Raw genomic sequence first — 19249 nt, 5'->3', positions numbered from 1 at the left:
TTCGCTCAAATTTAAAAGGCTTCCCTCGGGAAGCCTTTTTTGTGCATGTTGATTTAGCAAACCATTTGATCGACTACAGTTAGTGAGTAGCTCACAAATATAAGGATGGTCATAATGAAGGCAATGGTGCTTAATCAATACGGTGATGAAGCTCAATTTGAGTTAGCAGAGATAAAAACGCCAGATGTTTCTTCAGGACAAGTATTAATCCAAGTCGCCGCAAGTAGCGTCAATACGGTCGATACTATGATCAAACAATTGGGGGAAAACCTGCCCTTCTCGCCCCAATTACCTGCTCTTCTCGGTATGGATGTTGCTGGCACAGTAGCCGCTGTTGCTGATGATGTGACTAACTTTAAAGTCGGAGATGAAGTCTATGGCTGTGCAGGCGGACTAGCTAGCTTATCTGGCTCCCTTGCTGATTTCATGCCGGCGGATACTCGCCTCATTGCCCATAAGCCAAAAAATCTAAGCATGGCGCAAGCTGCTGCTTTACCTTTGGTCGGAATTACCGCTTTTGAAGGGTTACATCGTGCCGGAATAGCGCAAGGACAAAAAGTGCTTGTCCATGGCGGAGCAGGCGGTGTGGGTCATATCGCGGTACAACTCGCCAGATATTTTGGTGCTGATGTCTACACCACGATAGGTCGAGATGAACATGTCGCTTTAGTTGAAAATTTGGGTGCCACCGCGATTAATTATCGTAGTAGTGCCGTTGAGGAGTATGTTGATCAATACACAGGCGGTGAAGGATTTGATGTGATATTTGACTCCGTCGGTGGTGCCAATATGAGTAACTCCTTTCTCGCCGCCAAGTTAAACGGTCAAATTGCCTCAACCGTTGCGTTGTTAGAAATGGATTTATCGCTAGTACATATGAAAGGCTTATCGCTGCATATCGTCTTTATGTTGATTCAAATGATTCATAACGTAAGACGTGAAGAGCATGCGCATATTTTAACTGAACTAGCCAAGATTGCCGAAGCAGGACACCTGACACCAATCCTCGATGATAGCAACTATACTCTCGAGCAAGTAAACCAAGCCTACGCCAGACTTTCAAGCGGTCAGGCGACAGGTAAAGTTGTCATCATCAATGACTAACAAACAAAAAGCCCTGTTATAAAACAGGGCTTTCTCAATAAAGGTTTGTCGCTAATAGTTAGCCGCGATTTGCGCTTGCTGGGCGCGGCTTGCGGTTTTGTGCTGGCTTACGCGCTGCCTGACCATTGGGTTTGCCGCCATTGCGTGAGCGGTTACCACCATTGTTATCAGACGATTTCGCTCGGTTAGCTTGCCCGTTATTATTGCTTTTACCTTGCGTATTACTTTGACCAGCTTTGCTAGCAGGTTTGCCCTGACCTTTTGCTTTAGGCTTACCACCATTTGCATTTGGCTTTTTACCTTCGCTAGGTTTATCACCAAAATGGCGCTTATTCTTACCGGCTGGTTTATGACCGCGAGCATTGTCACCAGAGCGTTGACCATCAGCATGATCAGTCTTTGGCTTCTTCGGTTTTTTCGCTTTGATTGGACGCGTATCAAGTACCGACTCAGGCAGCTCATTCACCGCCTTATAGCCTTCTAACTCAAGGCGAGGCAACACTTGTTGAATCAAACGTTCAATACCAAATAGCTCAGCAACTTCTTCATTACACACCAATGAAATTGCCTTACCCACTTCGCCAGCACGACCCGTACGACCAATGCGGTGTACATAGTCTTCAGAGACATTTGGCAGTTCAAAGTTCACCACTTGTGGCAACTGAGGAATATCGATACCACGTGCAGCAATATCTGTTGCCACTAACACTCGCACTTCGCCTGATTTAAAATCAGCCAGCGCTCGAGTACGCGCACCTTGGCTCTTGTTACCATGAATTGGTGCTGCGGTAATGCCTTCACCGTTAAGATAGAACGCAAGACGGTTTGCCCCATGTTTAGTGCGGCAGAACACCAGAGTTTGGCGCCAATCACCATCTTTAATCAGCTTCACCAACATCGGCGCTTTCTTGCGCTTGTCTGCTGGGTAGATAAATTGCTCGATAGTTTTTGCTGTTGAGTTAGCTGGGTTGACTGAAATCTCAACTGGATTGTTCACTAACCCCTTAGCTAGCTCACGAATTTCGTTAGAGAAGGTCGCCGAAAACAGTAAGTTTTGGCGATCTTTTGGCAACAGATCGAGGATTTTACGAATATCGCGAATAAAGCCCATATCGAGCATACGGTCAGCTTCATCCAATACCAACACTTCTAGCTGGTCAAATTTAACCGCTTTTTGGTTGTAGAGATCCATTAGACGACCCGGCGTTGCCACCAGCACATCCACACCACGCGTCAGTTTTAACATCTGTGGGTTGATTTTAACCCCGCCGAATACAACGGCAGAGCTTAGATCTAGATAGCGGCTGTAGTTGTGTACATTCTCATGCACCTGCGCTGCCAATTCACGAGTTGGGGTTAAGATCAGTGCACGAATGTGATTGTTCTTCACACGTGGACCGTTATTAAGGCGCTCAAGAATTGGAAGCGTAAAGCCTGCTGTTTTACCTGTCCCGGTCTGAGCTGCTGCCATGACGTCGTTGCCTTCAAGAATAGCCGGAATCGCCTTAGCTTGAATAGGCGAAGGAGTATCGTAGCCTTGTTCTTTAATGGCTTTAAGAATTGCAGTAGAAAGAGCGAGTGAGGTAAAACCCATAAATTAGTTTCTCAATATAAAGTGGTTCATACCAAGCCAGATTGGTTAAATCTAGCTCAGGTTGAAAAGTGCGACATTCTGAGACTTTTGCCTGCATGCCGCAACCATTGTTTTGACTCGTCATTGCGAATCAACAGCATAAAAAATAAAAGGCTGGGTGTTTTGCCCAGCCTTTCCTTATGCAGAGTTTATTAAACAGTTCGTAGTGTGATTTACTTGATAAGCTTATCGAGTTTTTGACCAAGTAATTCTAGACGCCAGCCTTGCATCACATCTGGCAGTTTGTTCTCGTCACGATTGCGTTTCCATACCCAACTAATCACGCTGTTAAGCTGCTTTTTCGATGCCAAAAATTCGCTGGCTAAACCGCTGCTATCCGATGCTTTCTTCACTTCATCTTTCAGCACTTTAAATAGCTGTTTATAGCCCGGTTTATCCATCAAACGAACAATCTTCTCAGGATATTGATCCGCTGGGGTTGTTTTCGCCGCTTTGACTAGCGAGATAATACGCGCACTGTGTCGCTGCACAGAGCGAGGATCCATACCCTCTTGTTCCATCTGGTAGCGGTTAGTTAACCCTAAGCGAGCAATGGTCAACAAGTCGTTTTCTTTGAACACAAAGTTCAGCGCTAAGTCACGACGTAAGGCTTCTTTATAGCGCCATGTTGCCAAAGGCTTCAGGATCGCCAGTTCGCGCGGTTTAAGCTGCCACGCGCCTTTGATATCGAGGTAAGCGTTGTCAGCGTCAACCGTCTTAATACGTTTAGCCGCGATCAGTTCACACTCTTGTTTAGCCGCTTGCCACCAGCCTGCTTGCTCAACTTCAGCAAGTAACTTCTCATAAAGCGGTTTTAGGTAATAAACGTCTGCCGCCGCGTAATCAAGCTGCTTCTGAGACAGAGGACGCGCCATCCAGTCCGTACGTGATTCGCTCTTATCTAGAGCAACGCCAAGGTTAGCTTCAACTAATGCCGCAAAGCCTGTTGATAGACCATTACCAAGAAATGCCGCCATGATTTGTGTATCAACCATTGGCTGAGGCAAACACTTAAAGCTATTGAAGAATACCTCGAGGTCTTCACCACAAGCATGCAAAACCTTCATTACTGAAGTATCTTTCAGTAGCTCAACAAATGCGGTCATGTCTTCGATTTCGAGTGGGTCAATCAAAGAGAGTGTTTCACCATCAAACAACTGGATTAAGCCAAGTTGTGGGTAGTAAGTACGGGTACGAACGAACTCGGTATCGAGCATCACCGCGTCAACAGTTCGCGCTTTTTTGCACACAGCTTCTAGCTCTGCACTTTGAGTAATAATCTGATAGTTCACTTAATTCTCGCATTAAAAATGCCGGCATGGTCTGCCGGCATTCTATCATTATTTATTCAGGGGTGCTTGGCTTACTCAGCCTTCGCTTCTGCCTTCTGCGCTAAAATGGCATCGTTCTCTTCACGTAGAACGCGGCGCAGGATCTTACCAACGTTAGTTTTTGGTAGATCATCTTTAAACTCAACCAATTTAGGGATCTTGTAGCCAGTCAAATGTTGACGACAGTGAGCGATCACTTCTTCTTTGGTTAGGCTTGGGTCGCGCTTCACTACGTATAGCTTAACAATCTCACCAGAGACTTCGTGCGCTTGACCGATCGCTGCTACTTCTAGCACTTTGCCGTGTAGAGAAACCACGTCTTCGATTTCATTCGGGTATACGTTAAAGCCTGACACAAGAATCATGTCTTTCTTACGGTCAACAATATACAGCAAACCTTCATCGTCAAACTTAACGATGTCACCCGTCGATAGCCAACCATCTTCGGTCAAGACTTCTTTGGTCGCTTCGGTGCGCTGCCAGTAACCTTGCATCACTTGTGGACCACGTACTTGCAGTTCACCCACTTCAGTATTTGGCAATGGGTTACCTTCTTCATCAACAATGCGTACTTCGGTTGATGGTACAGGTAAACCAATCGCACCAGTATAGTCAGTCAAATCGTATGGGTTACCGGTTACTAGCGGTGCACACTCTGTCAGGCCATAGCCTTCAAGTAGATGCACGCCAGTGATCTTCTTCCAGCGCTCAGCAACACCACGCTGTACTGCCATACCGCCACCCACTGAAAGCTTCATTTTGCTAAAATCTAGCTCATGGAAGTCTTCATTGTTTACCAGCGCGTTAAACAAGGTATTTACCCCTGTCACAGCTGTAAATGGGTATTTTTGTAGCTCTTTGATAAAGCCAGGAATATCACGTGGGTTAGTAATAAGTAGGTTACGACCACCCATTTCAATAAACAGTAAGCAGTTCACTGTCAGTGCAAATACGTGGTAGAGCGGCAATGCCGTGACCACAAGCTCACGCCCTTCAGACAATACAGGACCATAAGCGCCCTTTGCTTGAAGAACGTTCGCCACCATGTTGCGGTGCGTTAGAATCGCGCCTTTGGCAACACCTGTGGTACCACCGGTGTACTGCAAAAATGCAATATCATCACCAGTCATAAATGGTTTCACGTATTGCAGACGACGACCTTTGTGCAGTGCTTTACGCATTGAAATTGCACCCGGTAGATCGTACTTAGGCACCATACCTTTAACGTATTTCACCACGAAATCAACAATCGTACCTTTAGCACGCGGTAGCATTTGGCCAAGACTAGTCAGAATGACGTGTTTAACTGGCGTATTCTCAACGATTTGCTCAAGCGTATTGGCAAAGTTAGACACGATAACAATTGCTTTGGCACCAGAGTCATTCAACTGGTGCTCAAGTTCACGTGGTGTGTAAAGTGGGTTGACGTTTACCGCAATAAGACCCGCTCGTAATACACCAAACAGCGCAACCGGATATTGCAGCAAGTTTGGCATCATCAGCGCAACACGGTCGCCTTTTTGTAATTTAAGATCGTTTTGTAGGTACGCGGCAAAAGCTCGGCTGCGCTCTTCCAACTTGCGGAAAGTCATGACCGAACCCATGTTCATAAATGCAGGCTGATCAGCGTATTTTTGTACTGATTGCTCGAACATTTCTACCAATGATGGATATTGGTCTGGGTTGATGTGCTCAGGCACTTCGCTTGGATAACGAGATAACCAAGGTTTATCCACGATACTACTCCTCGAATTAGACAGGTGTTGTAATACGTTACTGTGTAGCCGTAACGGTGCCGCATTTTAGATAAATTCACACGCTTTGTTGATGTGCATATCAGGTAATTACACACCGCATTACGTCGCTTTTTATGGCACGTTATTCATGCTGTATTACAACACAGGCTGAGTGTTCGAGCACCTAAAGCTCAAACACTTGTTTAAATTTTGTTAACTAAAGCAAAAATCTGTTGTGCGGCTAATGCTGGTTGCTGCAAATGGCAATGATGTCCGCCCGCAAAGTAGGCAACGTTAGCTAAGTTGTCGCTATCTTGCGCTAAGTGGGCATAGCCTTGCTCACCTAAAATTAGCTGATTGGGACAGGCTATTTGCTGGCGAATTTGCTCAGCATGCTCAAACGACATGCGATAAAGCGAGTCACTTTGCAGCTTAATATCATGCCTTAAGCGCCACCCCTTTTCGCTTGCTTCGCTACCACGCCAGACAATTGGCGCGATCTGCTCCGCTGTCACATGATTTACCGCAGCTCTGCGTTCAATGATCTCATCGATCGAAGAAAACTCTCGTGCTGGCTTATTGCGAATCCGACGGCGTTTAATCACGCCATCGCGCAACCTTTGCACGGTTTTTTCACTCGATTCAGCTAGCGGACCGTTGCCTTCAATCTGCACCAAAGCAGAGACTTGCTCAGGAAAGGCGGCACTATAGCAACTTGCAATCAAAGCACCAAGCGAATGTCCTACTAACACCAACTTGTTTGGCGAAAGATTGAGCAAAAACTGATAAAGGTCATCAATATAGTCATGAAATGGGTAGTAATTACCATCACACTTATGCTCGGACAGTCCATGACCAGGTAAGTCAATCGCGCACTGATGTATGTCAGGTGCTAGCTGGTGTAGCTCTAACATAACTGTCTCAAAGCTGGCTGCATTATCTAACCAACCATGTAAGTAAACGACCGTGAAATCCTCTTGGCTAGCTTGCCCAATTTCCCGTGCCGCGAGACGAACATCCAACAGCTGATAGTGAGTTTCTTGAAACATTATTTGACGTCTTGAATGATGCGACCTTGACGGGTGCTGTAGTTAAGATCACGACAGTAGATACCCCGACATGGGTAGAGATAACTGCCCGTCTCATTAACAATGACGCGCTCTTCGATTTTCCATAAGCGGTAACCTTGCACATTCATCACTGGGAAGTCGTAATCAAACTCGCCGACCTGCGCGACTTCACTGCCATTTGCCTCGCCTAATAGGGTGATCAAACGACCTGGAGCAAACGCGACTGGATCTTCAAAGCCTTGTAAGTAGGCGACAAAACGTCCTTTCGGTTCTTGGTCTATATCTGGCTTACCTACCGAATCAATCGGTAAGTTAACCACCTCGATGCGCGTGCGATCGACTTGGTTTTCCACACTGGCTATCACCCCACCCAAACGGACTTGATTGTTAACGGAGGCATTTTGCTGCCAAGTGGCATATTCGGTAATAACGTTGGGATTATCAGAAGCAAGCTGCTCAGGCAGTGACGAACAAGCGGTAAGAGCTAACAAAGCAACCGCACAAATGGCGGTCTTAATAAAACGCAGATTTTTCATTGGTTGGGTCTACTCATCTGGTCAGTTATCTAAAGTATAGCGAAGCGAATCATGAAGCTCGCTTACAAATCTTTATACTAATCTGGGTAGAAAACTGTTCAGGCAAGTCACCCGAACCTTATAGCGATTAGTTTATATATAGATATCGACACCCAGCATCTGAATCAGTTCATCACGCTTTGCCTGATTCATCACCCGCATGTACTCTTCCATTGCTTTACGGCTGCGACCTTCGGGAAGATCGTACTGGATTTGCGCCTTATGAATGTCAGATTCTTGTACATGTCGAATAGTATGGGCAACGGCATTAGCCACCTTGGAAGGTTGGGAAACATCTCCTTTCTGTTGGGCTTTTTTAACCTCATTCTTTTTACCGACTCGATTGGTTTTCCCCGAGCCCGGTATTGAAGGAGGCAATCCGTTAATTGACACCATACTATTCGCCTATCATCAGCAGGTTATGCGATTATTCACGACCCGGAAGCTTTTTCCATGCCACGTTATCACGTAGGTATACTGGGCTCGACTCTTCCACTGGCACTGTCTCACCTTTAGCAAACATGTGCTTGGCAACTTGCACGATATCTTGTGCATCTGGGAACAACACATCGCCCGCTGCGCGCGTTAGTGGCAATGCTGCCAACTCATCTTGGTATGCATCCCAACCTGTACCCGCTGTCGTCCATTGCTGCTCATCAGCAGCGATTTGTTCACACAGCGTTGCTGGCGGGATCACGCATTCAGCATCAACCGCTAACCACTGACCATTCTCTTGGCGGCTGTAGCGTCCCCAGTAGACTTCATTCATACGTGCATCAATAGCCGCTGCTACGTGAGTTGCGCCGTTAACGCGGAACGTGCCCTGCGCCATCGCTTCTAGTGTTGAGACACCAATCATTGGCAAATCGGCACCAAATGCCAAACCTTGCGCAATACCAATACCAATGCGCACACCAGTAAAGCTACCTGGACCACGACCAAACGCTAAAGCATCAAGCTCAGCTAGCGTTAAACCTGCTTCTTTAAGCACTTCGTCGACCATAGGTAGTACCAACTTAGTGTGGTCACGCGGAGCCACTTGGCTACGTGCATAAACTTGGTCGCCGACAAGCAGTGCAACTGAGCAGTTCTCAGTTGATGTATCTAGGGCAAGAATCTTTGCGCTCATTGAATTCTCTAATCTTGATTATTTGTTACTGAAATTTGGTGTAGAAAGTCCTCAATCACCCCTAAATCTCGGGTGCGAGGTATAGCCGGCAAACTGGCGAGAAATACTCCGCCATATTCACGTGTCACTAATCGGTTATCACAGATGATCAGCGCGCCTTTGTCTTTCTTATCACGAATTAATCGCCCCACCCCTTGCTTGAGCGTAATTACCGCATCGGGCAATTGCACTTGTGCAAACGGGTCACCACCTTTTAAGCGGCAATCCTCAATACGCGCTTTTAACAGCGGGTCATCGGGTGCGGTAAATGGTAATTTGTCGATAATAACACAGCTCAGCGTGTCACCTCTAACATCAATCCCTTCCCAGAATGCACCGGTGGCAACCAGCAGCGCATTACCCAGTTCCATAAACTCGGCAAGCGTCTTCTGTTTACTCGTTTCGCCTTGCATCAATACCGGCACGCTCAATACTTCACGAAAGCGCTCGCCTAACTCTCGCATCATGCTGTGCGACGTGCAGAGGAAGAAACAGCGTCCTTGGTTTTGTTCAATCACCGGCGCTAGCATAGTGACTAACTTATCCGCTAAGCCGGCACTGTTTGGCTCTGGCAAATAGCGCGGTACACACAAGCGAGCTTGTGTTTGATAATCAAATGGACTTGGCAGCGAAAATTGCGCTGAAGGTTTAAGCCCTAAACGGGAAGTAAAGTGACCAAAGTCATCATTAACCGCCAAGGTTGCCGACGTGAAAATCCACGTACCCTGCTTGAGTTCAATCTGCTCATGGAACTTATCGGCCACGCTAAGCGGCGTAATATGTAAACTGAAATGGCGCGGCGTGGTATCAAACCAATATGAATACCCGGTGATAGAGACATCACATACGCGATCAATACGCCCTTTGATGGTATGGGCGCGTTCAAACGCCACATCCAGCAGTTGACTACGCCCCAATGCTAACTTAAGCACTTCTATCGCAAAATCTATCGCTTCACGCACTCGCTCGACTTCGCGAGCAATCGAAGGAGAATTAATTGCTTCACGCCAGTTGCCGCGAAAGCCCGGTTCTCCCAAACAAATGCGCAAATCGCTTGCTGACTGCACCAGTTTATCTGCCACTTTTTGTAGCTGGCGCATATCTTTCGCTTCGGTGCGATAGCCAATCTCGATGTCTTTCGCCAGCTCTTGGATCTGACGGCTCGACACTGACTGACCAAAATATTGGCTGGCAATATCAGGAATTTGGTGCGCCTCATCAAAGATAAACACTTCCGCTTCAGGGATTAACTCACCAAAGCCGGTCTCTTTGATCGCCAAATCGGCCATAAACAGGTGGTGGTTAACCACCACCACGTCGGCATCTAAAGCTTTCTTGCGCGCTTTCAGGACAAAACATTCGGTATAATTGGGGCAGTCTTTACCTAAGCAGTTATCATTGGTCGAAGTGATTGTCGGAATCACTGGGCTATCTTCAGCAATCGCATCACATTCACCCAAATCTCCGGTTTTACTCTCCGATGCCCATGAACGCACTTTGACCAATTGTGTCAACAAAGTGGGATCGGTGTGCGTGCCGTGACTTTCAATCATCTGCCGACCAAGGCGCTCAATGCAAAGATAGTTTGCTCGCCCTTTCAAAAGCGCCACTTGACCATAGAAGCCCAGCGCAGAGGTCATTAGTGGAAGGTCGCGATGAAACAATTGCTCTTGGAGGTTTTTCGAACCGGTACTGATGATGGTCTTTTTGCCACTCAACAACGCAGGAACTAGGTAAGCAAAAGTTTTGCCGGTACCGGTTCCTGCCTCAATCACTAATTGGCTCTGATCTTTAATTGCTTTGCGTACAGCTTCTGCCATATCCAGCTGTGCCTGACGCGGCTGAAAGCCAGGAATTGCTTTGCCGAGCGCGCCGTCTTGTGAAAAAGTTTTTGTGATCATGGAAGTGCGAAGTTGAGCAAAAGAGTAATTATACTCTTGTTAGCGAAAAAAACGCGACTCCGAAGAGTCGCGTTAGAATTCGATTGATGAATTTAACTTAACGTTTTTGCAGATAACGAGAAAGCCATGCTGGTCCTTCAAATTCATTTTGGCTATCAATAATGGCTCTTGCCGCTTCACTCGGAGAGGCTTTTGATTCCCACTTTTCGGTCAGGATGGATTCGTCGATTTGACAGTCACCAAGTAGGCTCGTCACTCGTTCGCTGTATAGTTTACGGGCTAATAATTCTTTATCCATAACAACCACCTTAAGACGCTCAATGAGAAAAGAAACTTCAACACTAGCTAACCGACTCTGTTTTAAGTAGATTACTGGTTGAATACAATTCGATATTAGTTTAATTGTTAGCCGATTGTTGCGGGTTAAGTCACCCTTCAGAAGCCCCGAAAAATTTCAGAATACGAAAAAAATAATTCACGGAAGTAGATACGAAATGGAAAAGAAAACACTGCTGACGCACTGTAGCGACGCGCCAGGACTCATCTCAAAAATTACCAATATCTGTTACAAGCACCAACTCAACATTATCCATAACAGCGAATATGTGGATAACTCAAGTGGTCACTTTTTTATGCGTACCGAGTTGGAAGGCTATTTCAACGATCATACCTTCCTCGCTGATTTGGATCAGGCGCTACCAAGCGGTGCTCGACGTAAACTGGTTGATTCAAGCCGTAAGCGCGTGGTGATTCTCGTCACTAAAGAAGCGCACTGCTTAGGTGACATTCTGATGAAGACCTATGATGGCAGCCTTGATATTGAGATTGCAGCAGTGGTTGGCAACTACGATACGCTACAAGGTCTGACCGAGAAATTTGATATTCCTTATCACCATGTTAGCCACGAAGATTTGTCCCGTGAAGAACATGAGCAAGCCATGCTGAACGTTATCGACCAATATCAAGCGGATTATTTAGTGCTGGCAAAATATATGCGCGTGCTAACACCAGGCTTTGTTGAAAAATACCATCATAAGATCATCAATATTCACCACAGCTTCTTGCCTGCCTTCATCGGTGCAAAACCTTATCAACAAGCGTTTGATCGTGGGGTAAAAATCATTGGTGCGACCGCGCACTTTGTCACTAATGATTTAGATGAAGGACCAATCATCAAGCAAGATGTCATTCCGGTAGACCACACTTTTACTGCTAAAGACATGGCGCAAGCCGGACGTGACGTAGAGAAAAATGTTTTGAGTAAAGCGCTCAATAAAGTGGTTAACGACCACGTATTTGTCTACGGTAATAAAACCGTCATTCTTTAAGCTCAACATTCTGCTCTCTTAGCTGATTCCGATTCGGGATCAGCTTTTTTCCATCTCAAGAGAAATAATTGCATTTAGTTAGTGAAACGATTGCGTTCTGTGCCTATTATTGCCGCTCGTGATGCCAATCTCATCTGTGAGACAAACGAATCGCACGCTATATTTGCGGCGATAAACTGGCATAACTTGGCGAATAGCCAAGTTCAATTAACGACAATAACGAGCTACAAAAATGAAAAAAACATTGCTATTGGCTGCAATCTCAGCCGCGCTTTCTTTCCCAACTTTCGCATCGGCTGCCGATCCTGTTGAGTTTCAAAAAATCCCACAAATCATGCAGCAGTTTGACTCAGCTGAGCTGTACGTAAAAAAAGCGCCAACACTGGGTCGCTTGCCAAAACAAGAAGAACTGGGTCAACAATTCCCGACTTATGTTTCTGATGGTAAAGGCGGCTACTCACTAGAGACCAACAACGTCATGACAGACAATGTCGTGGTAGCGAGTATGCATAAACCAATCGTAGGCGATGTCTACAACCAATGGCTAGTGCCTAAAGATGTATGGACAGGCACTTACGGTGAGCTGCCTACATCAACTGAATTCAAACCTTTCAAACGTATCGCGACCATCAAGGCGATTAAGATCGACGCTGAAATGCTCGAACTGCTTGGCTCAACCGATGGCAAAACTGCTGTGATCAAAGTGAGCTGGGATGACAAAGGCATGAAGGTTTACAAAGATGGCTACCTTGCTGATTACGAGTACGGCATTGCGCCACAAGAGATGCAAGAAAACTACGAGCTAGCGAAATAACACTAAGCTCGCATCAAGTGTTTTGCCACACAGCAAATAGCCCGCCTTTGGAGGGCTATTAATTTTTCACTAGGCGCAGATGAGACCACTACAATTTCAATCCCAGCTCGACCCCTTGTCGAATTGCGCGTACCGCATCCAGCTCACCTGCATGATCTGCACCACCAATTACGTGTAGCTTGTCACCTAACTGTACCCATTTTTCTTCAAACGGTCGCACTGACACTTGCCCGGCACAAATCACGATACTGTCGGCATGAATGGTGGTCGACTCACCCTCATATTTGATTTGTAATCCTTCCTCTGTCACGCCTTGGTATTCCACACCGCCAAGTAGATTAACGCCGCGTTTTTCCAGTGTGCGTTTATGAATCCAACCAGTAGTCTTGCCCGGACCTTTACCTACTCGCCCTTTACGACGCTGCAGTACCCATACTTCTTTGTCACTGGCTGAATCTGGGTAAGGGTATAGACCACCGGGATGAGCAATCTCTTTATCAATGCCCCATTCATGCAGCCAATCATCAAGCTGTTGGTTTTCAGGTTCGGTGATCATGGTCGCGACATCAACGCCGATCCCACCAGCCCCAACGATCGCGACTTTATTGCCAAGGTAAGTTTTCTCTTTGATGAGCGTCTGGTAATCAATCACTTTGCTCGATTCTTCGCTCCCTTGCAGCGCGACTTTTCGCGGCTCGACACCAGATGCCATGATCACTTCGTCGTATTCACTGAGCAAATCGAAATTGGCTTCCGTCTCAAGGTGTAATTTAACGCCCGTTTCGTCAATTTGGTTGGCAAAATAACGAATCGTTTCACGAAACTCTTCTTTACCCGGAATTTGCATCGCTAAGCGGAACTGACCACCGATACGGTCGTTACGTTCAAACAGATCCACCTGATGCCCACGCCTTGCCAGTGTTGTCGCACAAGCAAGACCCGCCGGTCCTGCACCTACAACCGCAATATTTTTGCTTTGATGAGCGGGCTTTTCTAACAGTTCCGTTTCCCGACAAGCATATGGGTTAACCAAACAGCTCGCCGCTTTGCCTTTAAAGACATTATCTAAACATGCTTGATTACAACCGATACAGGTATTAATCAAACGAGACTGCTGCTTCTCTGCTTTGATCACAAAATGTGGATCAGCTAAAAATGGACGCGCCATCGACACCATATCCGCCTGCCCTGAGGCAAGGATCTGCTCTGCCTCTTCTGGCATATTGATGCGATTACAGGTGATAATTGGAATTGAGACATGTGGGCGCACTTTCTCAGTGACCCAAGTAAATGCGCCGCGCGGTACTTGCGTAGCAATGGTGGGTATCCGCGCTTCATGCCAGCCAATACCGGTGTTAATTAACGTTACGCCAACCTGCTCAAGCTGCTTTGCTAGTTCAATCACTTCATCAAAGGTGCTGCCTTGTTCAACGAGATCGAGCATAGATAGGCGGAAGATGATGATAAACTCTTCACCTACTTCTTGGCGTATTGCCTTGACTATCTCAAGTGGTAAACGAATACGATTCTGATAGCTACCACCCCACTCGTCATAACGGGTGTTGGTACGCTGACAGATAAATTGATTAATCAGATAGCCTTCCGAGCCCATGACCTCAACGCCATCATAACCAGCTTGCTGAGCGAGCGATGCGCTGTTAGAGAACGCTTTAATGGTTTTATTGATCTGTCTGACGCTCATTTCACTTGGTGCAAAGCGCGCGATGGGCGCTTTAATCGCCGAGGCACTCTGAGCAAATGGGTGCATCGCGTAGCGACCAGCATGAAGGAGTTGCAAAGCAATTTTACTGCCGTGCTCATGCACAGCTTGTGTCACCACTTTGTGCGCTGCGGCGTGTTTAGGTTTACTGAACTCAGCACTGAAAGGATGGAGACGTCCGCGCAAATTAGGCGAAAAACCCCCAGTGACAATAAGCCCAACACCGCCTTTCGCGCGCTCAGCGTAAAAAGCAGCAAGCTTATCAAGCCCCTGTTTGTCTTCTTCTAGCCCTGTATGCATTGACCCCATCAGCACACGATTCTTTAACTGGGTAAAACCTAAATCCAAAGGTTTGAGTAAGTTTGGGTACATGGCGGACATCACTCTCATTATTCTCATTGTGGTCTGACCAGATTATGCTTAGTTAACACAAAAATCAAACATGCGTTTACATAATTGCAACATCACTCACTTTATGACGTACAAAGAGCAATTCGTGCAATTGATACTGCTATTAACTAAATTTAATTGTGAATACGGACAAAGGCTCTGGTGATACCCTTTAAGATTCAGTAGGATGTGGGGCTAATCATAAGGACCTGTGGGGATCACAGCGGAGACAAGATGAAAACCATATTTAAATACATAGGACTATTTTTTAAAGGTATCTGGAAAGGAATTACCTTTATTCGCGTAGCACTGGCTAATCTGCTGTTTCTCGCTTTTATCGCCTTAATCTATTTTGCTTACACTAATGTGGAGTCTAGTGTGACCCCACCAGAGCCTAAGAAATCAGCCTTGATCGTCAATATTTCAGGTCCTATCGTAGAGCAATCCACCTACCAAAATCCGATGGATTCCTTAACCGGCTCCCTGTTTGGACAAGACCTACCGCGTGAAAACGTACTTTACGATATTGTCGCGGCGATTCGACATGCAAAAGACGACCAAAACATTACCGGCGTTGTATTAGCCCTGCGCGATATGCCAGAAACCAGCTTAACCAAGCTGCGCTATATTGCTAAAGCAATTAATGAATTTAAAGCATCGGGTAAACCAGTTTACGCGGTTGGTGATTTTTACAACCAAAGCCAGTACTACCTCGCTAGCTATGCCGACAAGATTTACCTCGCACCAGATGGCGCGGTATTGATTAAGGGCTACAGTGCGTACTCGATGTACTACAAAACCCTGCTAGAAAAACTGGATATCAACACCCATGTCTTTCGCGTCGGCACCTACAAATCTGCCATTGAGCCGTTTATTCGTAACGACATGTCTGACGAAGCGAAAGAATCTGCCTCTCGTTGGTTAGGACAGCTGTGGGGGGCTTTTGTCGATGACGTGGCAACCAACCGCTCAATCGATGCCAAGACACTTAATCCGAGCATGGATGAATTCGTTGAGTTGGTGAAAAGCGCTGACGGCGACCTAGCTCTATTGTCGAAGAAACTGGGCTTAGTAGATGAGCTCGCTACACGCCAGCAAGTTAGACAAGCCATGATCGAGGTGTTCGGTAGCGATGGCAATGATAGCTACCCTTACGTTGACTACTACGAATATCGTTCATCAATGCCAGCCAACTTTAACTTCAACGACAACGACGTCGCAATCGTGGTCGCAAGTGGCGCTATCATGGACGGTAGTCAGCCACGTGGCGCAGTTGGTGGTGACACTGTCGCGTCACTTCTACGTGAAGCTCACAATGACAACAAAGTAAAAGCAGTGGTTTTGCGCGTAGATAGCCCAGGAGGCAGCGCTTTCGCCTCTGAAGTGATCCGTAATGAAATTGAAGCGCTCAAGCAAGCCGGTAAACCGGTTGTGGTGTCGATGTCGAGCGTCGCAGCCTCTGGCGGTTACTGGATTGCGATGAGCGCGGACAAAATTGTTGCTCAGCCAACCACGATTACCGGTTCAATTGGTATCTTTAGTGTCATCACAACCTTTGAAAAAGGGCTCAACAACATTGGCGTTTATACCGATGGCATTGGTACTTCACCGCTCTCAGGCATTGGCATGACAACCGGCATTCCAGATAAAGCCGCTGATGCTATTCAGCTTGGCATTGAGCATGGTTATAACCGCTTTATTAATTTAGTCAGCAGCAATCGTGACATTCCGCTCAACAAAATGGAAGGCATTGCCGAAGGTCGCGTCTGGACAGGTCAAGATGCGATGAACTTAGGCTTAGTCGATAAAATGGGCGACTTTGACGATGCGATCGCGCTGGCAGCAGAATTGGCTGAACTTGAGAGTTACAACATCTATTGGGTGGAAGAGCCACTCACACCAGCTCAACAGTTCTTGCAAGACTTTATGAACCAAGTGCGTGTTTCGCTAGGTTTGGATATTTCAGCATTCATTCCAGCAGCATTGCAACCAGCAGCCAAACAGATCACACAAGACATGGGACTGTTAAACAGTTTCAACGATCCAAAAGGTCAGTACACCTTCTGTTTGAATTGCCAAGTGCAATAAGAATGAACGACTTAATTTAAGTTACATAGAATCATAAATCACCACTAAAGGGGCATGTCTCATCCACATGCCCCTTTTTATTGGCTAATATTTAGTTATAATCCTTCGCTCTGTTCCCCCTATAACAAAACTGGTTTCGAGCAATGGCAAGAAAACACATCTATATCGCTTACACGGGCGGCACTATTGGTATGCAAAAATCCCATGACCACGGCTACGTACCGGTTGCTGGTTTTATGGAAAAACAGCTCGCAAGCATGCCTGAATTCCACCGCTCTGAAATGCCGGAATACACCATTCACGAGTACGATCCACTGATCGACTCTTCCGATATGACACCTGCAGATTGGCAACAGATCGCCGATGATATCCGTGATAACTATGATAAATACGACGGTTTCGTGATCTTACATGGTACAGACACCATGGCGTATACCGCATCAGCGCTGTCATTTATGCTGGAAAACTTAGGTAAGCCGGTCATTATTACTGGCTCACAAATCCCACTTGCTGAGCTGCGCTCTGATGGTCAAGCTAACTTGCTTAATGCACTGCATCTTGCGGCAAACTACCCTATCAATGAAGTGACGCTATTTTTCAACAATAAGTTGATGCGCGGTAATCGCAGTACTAAATCACATGCTGACGGCTTTAATGCCTTCACCTCTCCGAACTTGCCACCTTTACTCGAAGCAGGGATCAATATTCAAGTCAGCAACCACGTAAAAGTCGGTGAAGTACCGCAAGGCGAATTTAAGGTACACGATATTACGCCGCAGCCAATTGGTGTAATTACCATGTACCCGGGCATTTCACATGAAGTGATCCGAAACACGCTGCTGCAACCAGTTAATGCAATGATTTTGCTTACCTTTGGTGTGGGCAATGCCCCGCAAAACCCTGAATTGCTTGCCCAGCTAAAAGATGCGTCTGAACGTGGCGTTATCGTGGTCAACCTCACGCAATGCTTGGCGGGTAAAGTCAATATGGGCGGCTACGCGACAGGCTGTGCGCTGGCTGAGGCTGGCGTCATCAGTGGCTACGATATGACGCCAGAAGCGGCGCTGGCAAAGCTGCATTACTTACTCAGCCAAGACCTTGGCTATGAGCAAGTAAAAGAAAAAATGCAGCAAATTCTGCGCGGTGAAATGAGTATTTAATCAAAAACCTTTTTAAGCCGATGTGAAACGTCGGCTTTATTGCCCCATAACGAACCTTCGTTCGTTAAATATATTTCTACAAAAACAGAGATAATATTTCCTTGTCGAGTCACTCATTTCGACTCATCATAACCTACTTACTACTCATTATTTTCTCATTATGCCTTTGTATCACGACTATCTGATATGGTTAGGACTCGGTATTGCTATTTGCTTTGCTTTCAACAACGAGAAAAACCTTTCATTAATAGCACTCGGTTGTAGTTTAATCGTAGCAATATTACTTGAACGACTAACTACAATTTCCGCTCTTAGTTTAGGGGCGGCATTCTTAGTTACTTGGCGACTAACTCGACTTCCTCAGCGCTACAATATAGTGGCTCATGCATTCATTATTTTACTTTGTGTAGCTTTATTCACTCACTCCGTACCAGGGATTCAAAACTTTTTGGTTCTCGACCAAGTTACTTCTGGTCCACAAAGCACTTCGTTCTCGATGTATTTAAATCTAGATAAACCTTTAGTTTTCTTCATATTGCTACTTTTTTATCCCTCCCTACTTGGAAAAAGAGGACAAATTCATTTCCAAGCAATCACTTACACTAGCTGCTATTTATTTTCGCTTCTCTTTATAGCTGTTTTCTTAGGCGCATTAAGATTTGAGTTATCATTCCCAAGTTGGTGGTGGCTATTTATATTCAACAATCTGTTTTTTACGTGTGTAGCTGAAGAGTCTCTATTTCGTGGTTACTTGCAGCAACTTCTATGTGATAAATGGGGAATCAATGCGGGCATCGGAATTGCAGCCACTCTATTTGGGCTTGCTCATATTTCCGGGGGCTTGTTATTGGTCATCTTCGCTACTCTGGCTGGTATTGGATACGGGTTAATTTTTCATTGGACTCAGCGGCTCTGGGCAGTAATCTTTGCACATTTCACGTTCAACTTTATTCACTTAGTTTTTTTCACTTACCCACTCACGTTAAATTGACTGTCTCGTCCTAAAATACGTTGACAGTTTTATGCTAAGCCAACTGCGTTAGCAGCTGGCTTTTTTCATGAACCTCATTTGGGGTTTTCATCCCGAGGCTAAGATGTGGTCTCATATTGTTATAGATACTAATAGACTCTTTTACTAGTTGGTTGAGCTCTTTGATGTCTTGACATCTATTGAGTAGGAACTCTTGTTTTAGTATCCCATTGACTCTCTCTGCTAACGCATTCTGGTAGC

Annotated in this window: 17 protein-coding genes; 6 read left to right on the top strand and 11 right to left on the bottom strand. The window is 46.0% G+C overall.

Annotated features, from left to right (window positions below; genetic code table 11):
- Nucleotides 1-114: 114 nt before the first annotated feature.
- The gene (locus DPF93_RS17610) at nucleotides 115-1104 is read left to right on the top strand and encodes a zinc-dependent alcohol dehydrogenase family protein (RefSeq protein WP_114767391.1); all 990 of its coding nucleotides are present in this window, start codon (nucleotides 115-117) and stop codon (nucleotides 1102-1104) included.
- Between the two features lie 58 nt (nucleotides 1105-1162).
- On the opposite strand, the gene DPF93_RS17605 is transcribed toward DPF93_RS17610, so the two are convergent.
- The 9 genes from DPF93_RS17605 to DPF93_RS17565 all read right to left on the bottom strand — a co-directional run bounded on the left by DPF93_RS17605 (nucleotide 1163) and on the right by DPF93_RS17565 (nucleotide 10816).
- Nucleotides 1163-2698 carry a DEAD/DEAH box helicase gene (locus DPF93_RS17605; protein WP_114767390.1) on the bottom strand — a complete coding sequence of 512 codons (1536 nt, stop codon included), beginning with the start codon at nucleotides 2696-2698 and terminating at the stop codon, nucleotides 1163-1165.
- A gap of 212 nt (nucleotides 2699-2910) precedes the next feature.
- On the bottom strand, nucleotides 2911-4029 hold the full coding sequence (rnd, locus tag DPF93_RS17600) for a ribonuclease D (RefSeq protein ID WP_114767389.1): 1119 nt from the start codon (nucleotides 4027-4029) through the stop codon (nucleotides 2911-2913).
- Nucleotides 4030-4100: 71 nt separating this feature from the next.
- Nucleotides 4101-5804 (bottom strand): long-chain-fatty-acid--CoA ligase FadD, encoded by a 1704-nt coding sequence (gene fadD, locus DPF93_RS17595; RefSeq protein ID WP_114767388.1) that lies wholly within the window; start codon nucleotides 5802-5804, stop codon nucleotides 4101-4103.
- 203 nt (nucleotides 5805-6007) lie between these two features.
- Nucleotides 6008-6853, bottom strand: a complete 846-nt coding sequence (locus DPF93_RS17590; protein WP_114767387.1) for an alpha/beta fold hydrolase — start codon at nucleotides 6851-6853, stop codon at nucleotides 6008-6010.
- Nucleotides 6853-7410, bottom strand: a complete 558-nt coding sequence (locus DPF93_RS17585) for a Slp family lipoprotein (RefSeq protein WP_114767386.1) — start codon at nucleotides 7408-7410, stop codon at nucleotides 6853-6855. The genes DPF93_RS17590 and DPF93_RS17585 overlap by 1 nt, the downstream gene beginning before the upstream one ends.
- 132 nt (nucleotides 7411-7542) lie before the next feature.
- Nucleotides 7543-7845 (bottom strand): chromosome partitioning protein ParA, encoded by a 303-nt coding sequence (locus DPF93_RS17580; RefSeq protein WP_114767385.1) that lies wholly within the window; start codon nucleotides 7843-7845, stop codon nucleotides 7543-7545.
- A 31-nt stretch (nucleotides 7846-7876) separates the two neighbouring features.
- Nucleotides 7877-8578, bottom strand: coding sequence for a tRNA (adenosine(37)-N6)-threonylcarbamoyltransferase complex dimerization subunit type 1 TsaB (gene tsaB, locus DPF93_RS17575; protein WP_114767384.1), 702 nt, complete (start codon nucleotides 8576-8578; stop codon nucleotides 7877-7879).
- A gap of 8 nt (nucleotides 8579-8586) precedes the next feature.
- Entirely contained in the window at nucleotides 8587-10518 is a 1932-nt protein-coding gene (gene yoaA, locus DPF93_RS17570) for a DNA repair helicase YoaA (protein ID WP_114767383.1), read from the bottom strand.
- A 97-nt stretch (nucleotides 10519-10615) separates the two neighbouring features.
- The gene (locus DPF93_RS17565; RefSeq protein WP_114767382.1) at nucleotides 10616-10816 is read right to left on the bottom strand and encodes a hypothetical protein; all 201 of its coding nucleotides are present in this window, start codon (nucleotides 10814-10816) and stop codon (nucleotides 10616-10618) included.
- 196 nt (nucleotides 10817-11012) lie between these two features.
- On the opposite strand from DPF93_RS17565, the gene purU reads away from it, so the two are divergent.
- A complete protein-coding gene (gene purU / locus DPF93_RS17560) occupies nucleotides 11013-11846 on the top strand; it encodes a formyltetrahydrofolate deformylase (RefSeq protein ID WP_114767381.1) in 834 nt (277 codons plus the stop codon).
- A 232-nt stretch (nucleotides 11847-12078) separates the two neighbouring features.
- Entirely contained in the window at nucleotides 12079-12660 is a 582-nt protein-coding gene (locus tag DPF93_RS17555; protein ID WP_114767380.1) for a hypothetical protein, read from the top strand.
- Nucleotides 12661-12748: 88 nt separating this feature from the next.
- Here the strand turns inward: DPF93_RS17555 and DPF93_RS17550 are convergent, their stop codons facing one another.
- Nucleotides 12749-14761, bottom strand: coding sequence for an NADPH-dependent 2,4-dienoyl-CoA reductase (locus tag DPF93_RS17550; protein ID WP_208638802.1), 2013 nt, complete (start codon nucleotides 14759-14761; stop codon nucleotides 12749-12751).
- A 243-nt stretch (nucleotides 14762-15004) separates the two neighbouring features.
- Between DPF93_RS17550 and sppA the strand changes: the two genes are divergently transcribed.
- From sppA to DPF93_RS17535, 3 genes are all read left to right on the top strand, one after another.
- Nucleotides 15005-16858 (top strand): signal peptide peptidase SppA, encoded by a 1854-nt coding sequence (sppA, locus tag DPF93_RS17545; RefSeq protein ID WP_114767378.1) that lies wholly within the window; start codon nucleotides 15005-15007, stop codon nucleotides 16856-16858.
- 143 nt (nucleotides 16859-17001) lie between these two features.
- Nucleotides 17002-18018, top strand: a complete 1017-nt coding sequence (ansA, locus tag DPF93_RS17540) for an asparaginase (RefSeq protein ID WP_114767377.1) — start codon at nucleotides 17002-17004, stop codon at nucleotides 18016-18018.
- Between the two features lie 160 nt (nucleotides 18019-18178).
- Nucleotides 18179-19009, top strand: coding sequence for a CPBP family intramembrane glutamic endopeptidase (locus tag DPF93_RS17535; RefSeq protein WP_114767376.1), 831 nt, complete (start codon nucleotides 18179-18181; stop codon nucleotides 19007-19009).
- Between the two features lie 34 nt (nucleotides 19010-19043).
- Here DPF93_RS17535 and DPF93_RS17530 read toward each other — a convergent pair.
- The coding region (locus DPF93_RS17530; protein ID WP_164675328.1) for an integrase core domain-containing protein at nucleotides 19044-19249 on the bottom strand (206 nt) is incomplete at its 5' end.

The sequence above is a fragment of the Vibrio rhodolitus genome, from assembly GCF_003350325.1.
In the GTDB taxonomy this organism is placed as follows: domain Bacteria; phylum Pseudomonadota; class Gammaproteobacteria; order Enterobacterales; family Vibrionaceae; genus Vibrio; species Vibrio rhodolitus.
Note: the sequence above shows the minus strand (reverse complement) of the source record. Positions and strands in the feature narration are given on the sequence as shown.

Excerpts from the sequence above, each read along its gene's own strand:
- DPF93_RS17610 (WP_114767391.1), top strand. The coding sequence starts at position 115 with ATGAAGGCAATGGTGCTTAATCAATACGGTGATGAAGCTCAATTTGAG.
- DPF93_RS17605 (WP_114767390.1), bottom strand. The coding sequence starts at position 2,698 with ATGGGTTTTACCTCACTCGCTCTTTCTACTGCAATTCTTAAAGCCATT.
- DPF93_RS17590 (WP_114767387.1), bottom strand. The coding sequence starts at position 6,853 with ATGTTTCAAGAAACTCACTATCAGCTGTTGGATGTTCGTCTCGCGGCA.
- DPF93_RS17585 (WP_114767386.1), bottom strand. The coding sequence starts at position 7,410 with ATGAAAAATCTGCGTTTTATTAAGACCGCCATTTGTGCGGTTGCTTTG.
- DPF93_RS17580 (WP_114767385.1), bottom strand. The coding sequence starts at position 7,845 with ATGGTGTCAATTAACGGATTGCCTCCTTCAATACCGGGCTCGGGGAAA.
- tsaB (WP_114767384.1), bottom strand. The coding sequence starts at position 8,578 with ATGAGCGCAAAGATTCTTGCCCTAGATACATCAACTGAGAACTGCTCA.
- yoaA (WP_114767383.1), bottom strand. The coding sequence starts at position 10,518 with ATGATCACAAAAACTTTTTCACAAGACGGCGCGCTCGGCAAAGCAATT.
- DPF93_RS17565 (WP_114767382.1), bottom strand. The coding sequence starts at position 10,816 with ATGGATAAAGAATTATTAGCCCGTAAACTATACAGCGAACGAGTGACG.
- purU (WP_114767381.1), top strand. The coding sequence starts at position 11,013 with ATGGAAAAGAAAACACTGCTGACGCACTGTAGCGACGCGCCAGGACTC.
- DPF93_RS17555 (WP_114767380.1), top strand. The coding sequence starts at position 12,079 with ATGAAAAAAACATTGCTATTGGCTGCAATCTCAGCCGCGCTTTCTTTC.
- DPF93_RS17550 (WP_208638802.1), bottom strand. The coding sequence starts at position 14,761 with ATGTCCGCCATGTACCCAAACTTACTCAAACCTTTGGATTTAGGTTTT.
- sppA (WP_114767378.1), top strand. The coding sequence starts at position 15,005 with ATGAAAACCATATTTAAATACATAGGACTATTTTTTAAAGGTATCTGG.
- ansA (WP_114767377.1), top strand. The coding sequence starts at position 17,002 with ATGGCAAGAAAACACATCTATATCGCTTACACGGGCGGCACTATTGGT.
- DPF93_RS17535 (WP_114767376.1), top strand. The coding sequence starts at position 18,179 with ATGCCTTTGTATCACGACTATCTGATATGGTTAGGACTCGGTATTGCT.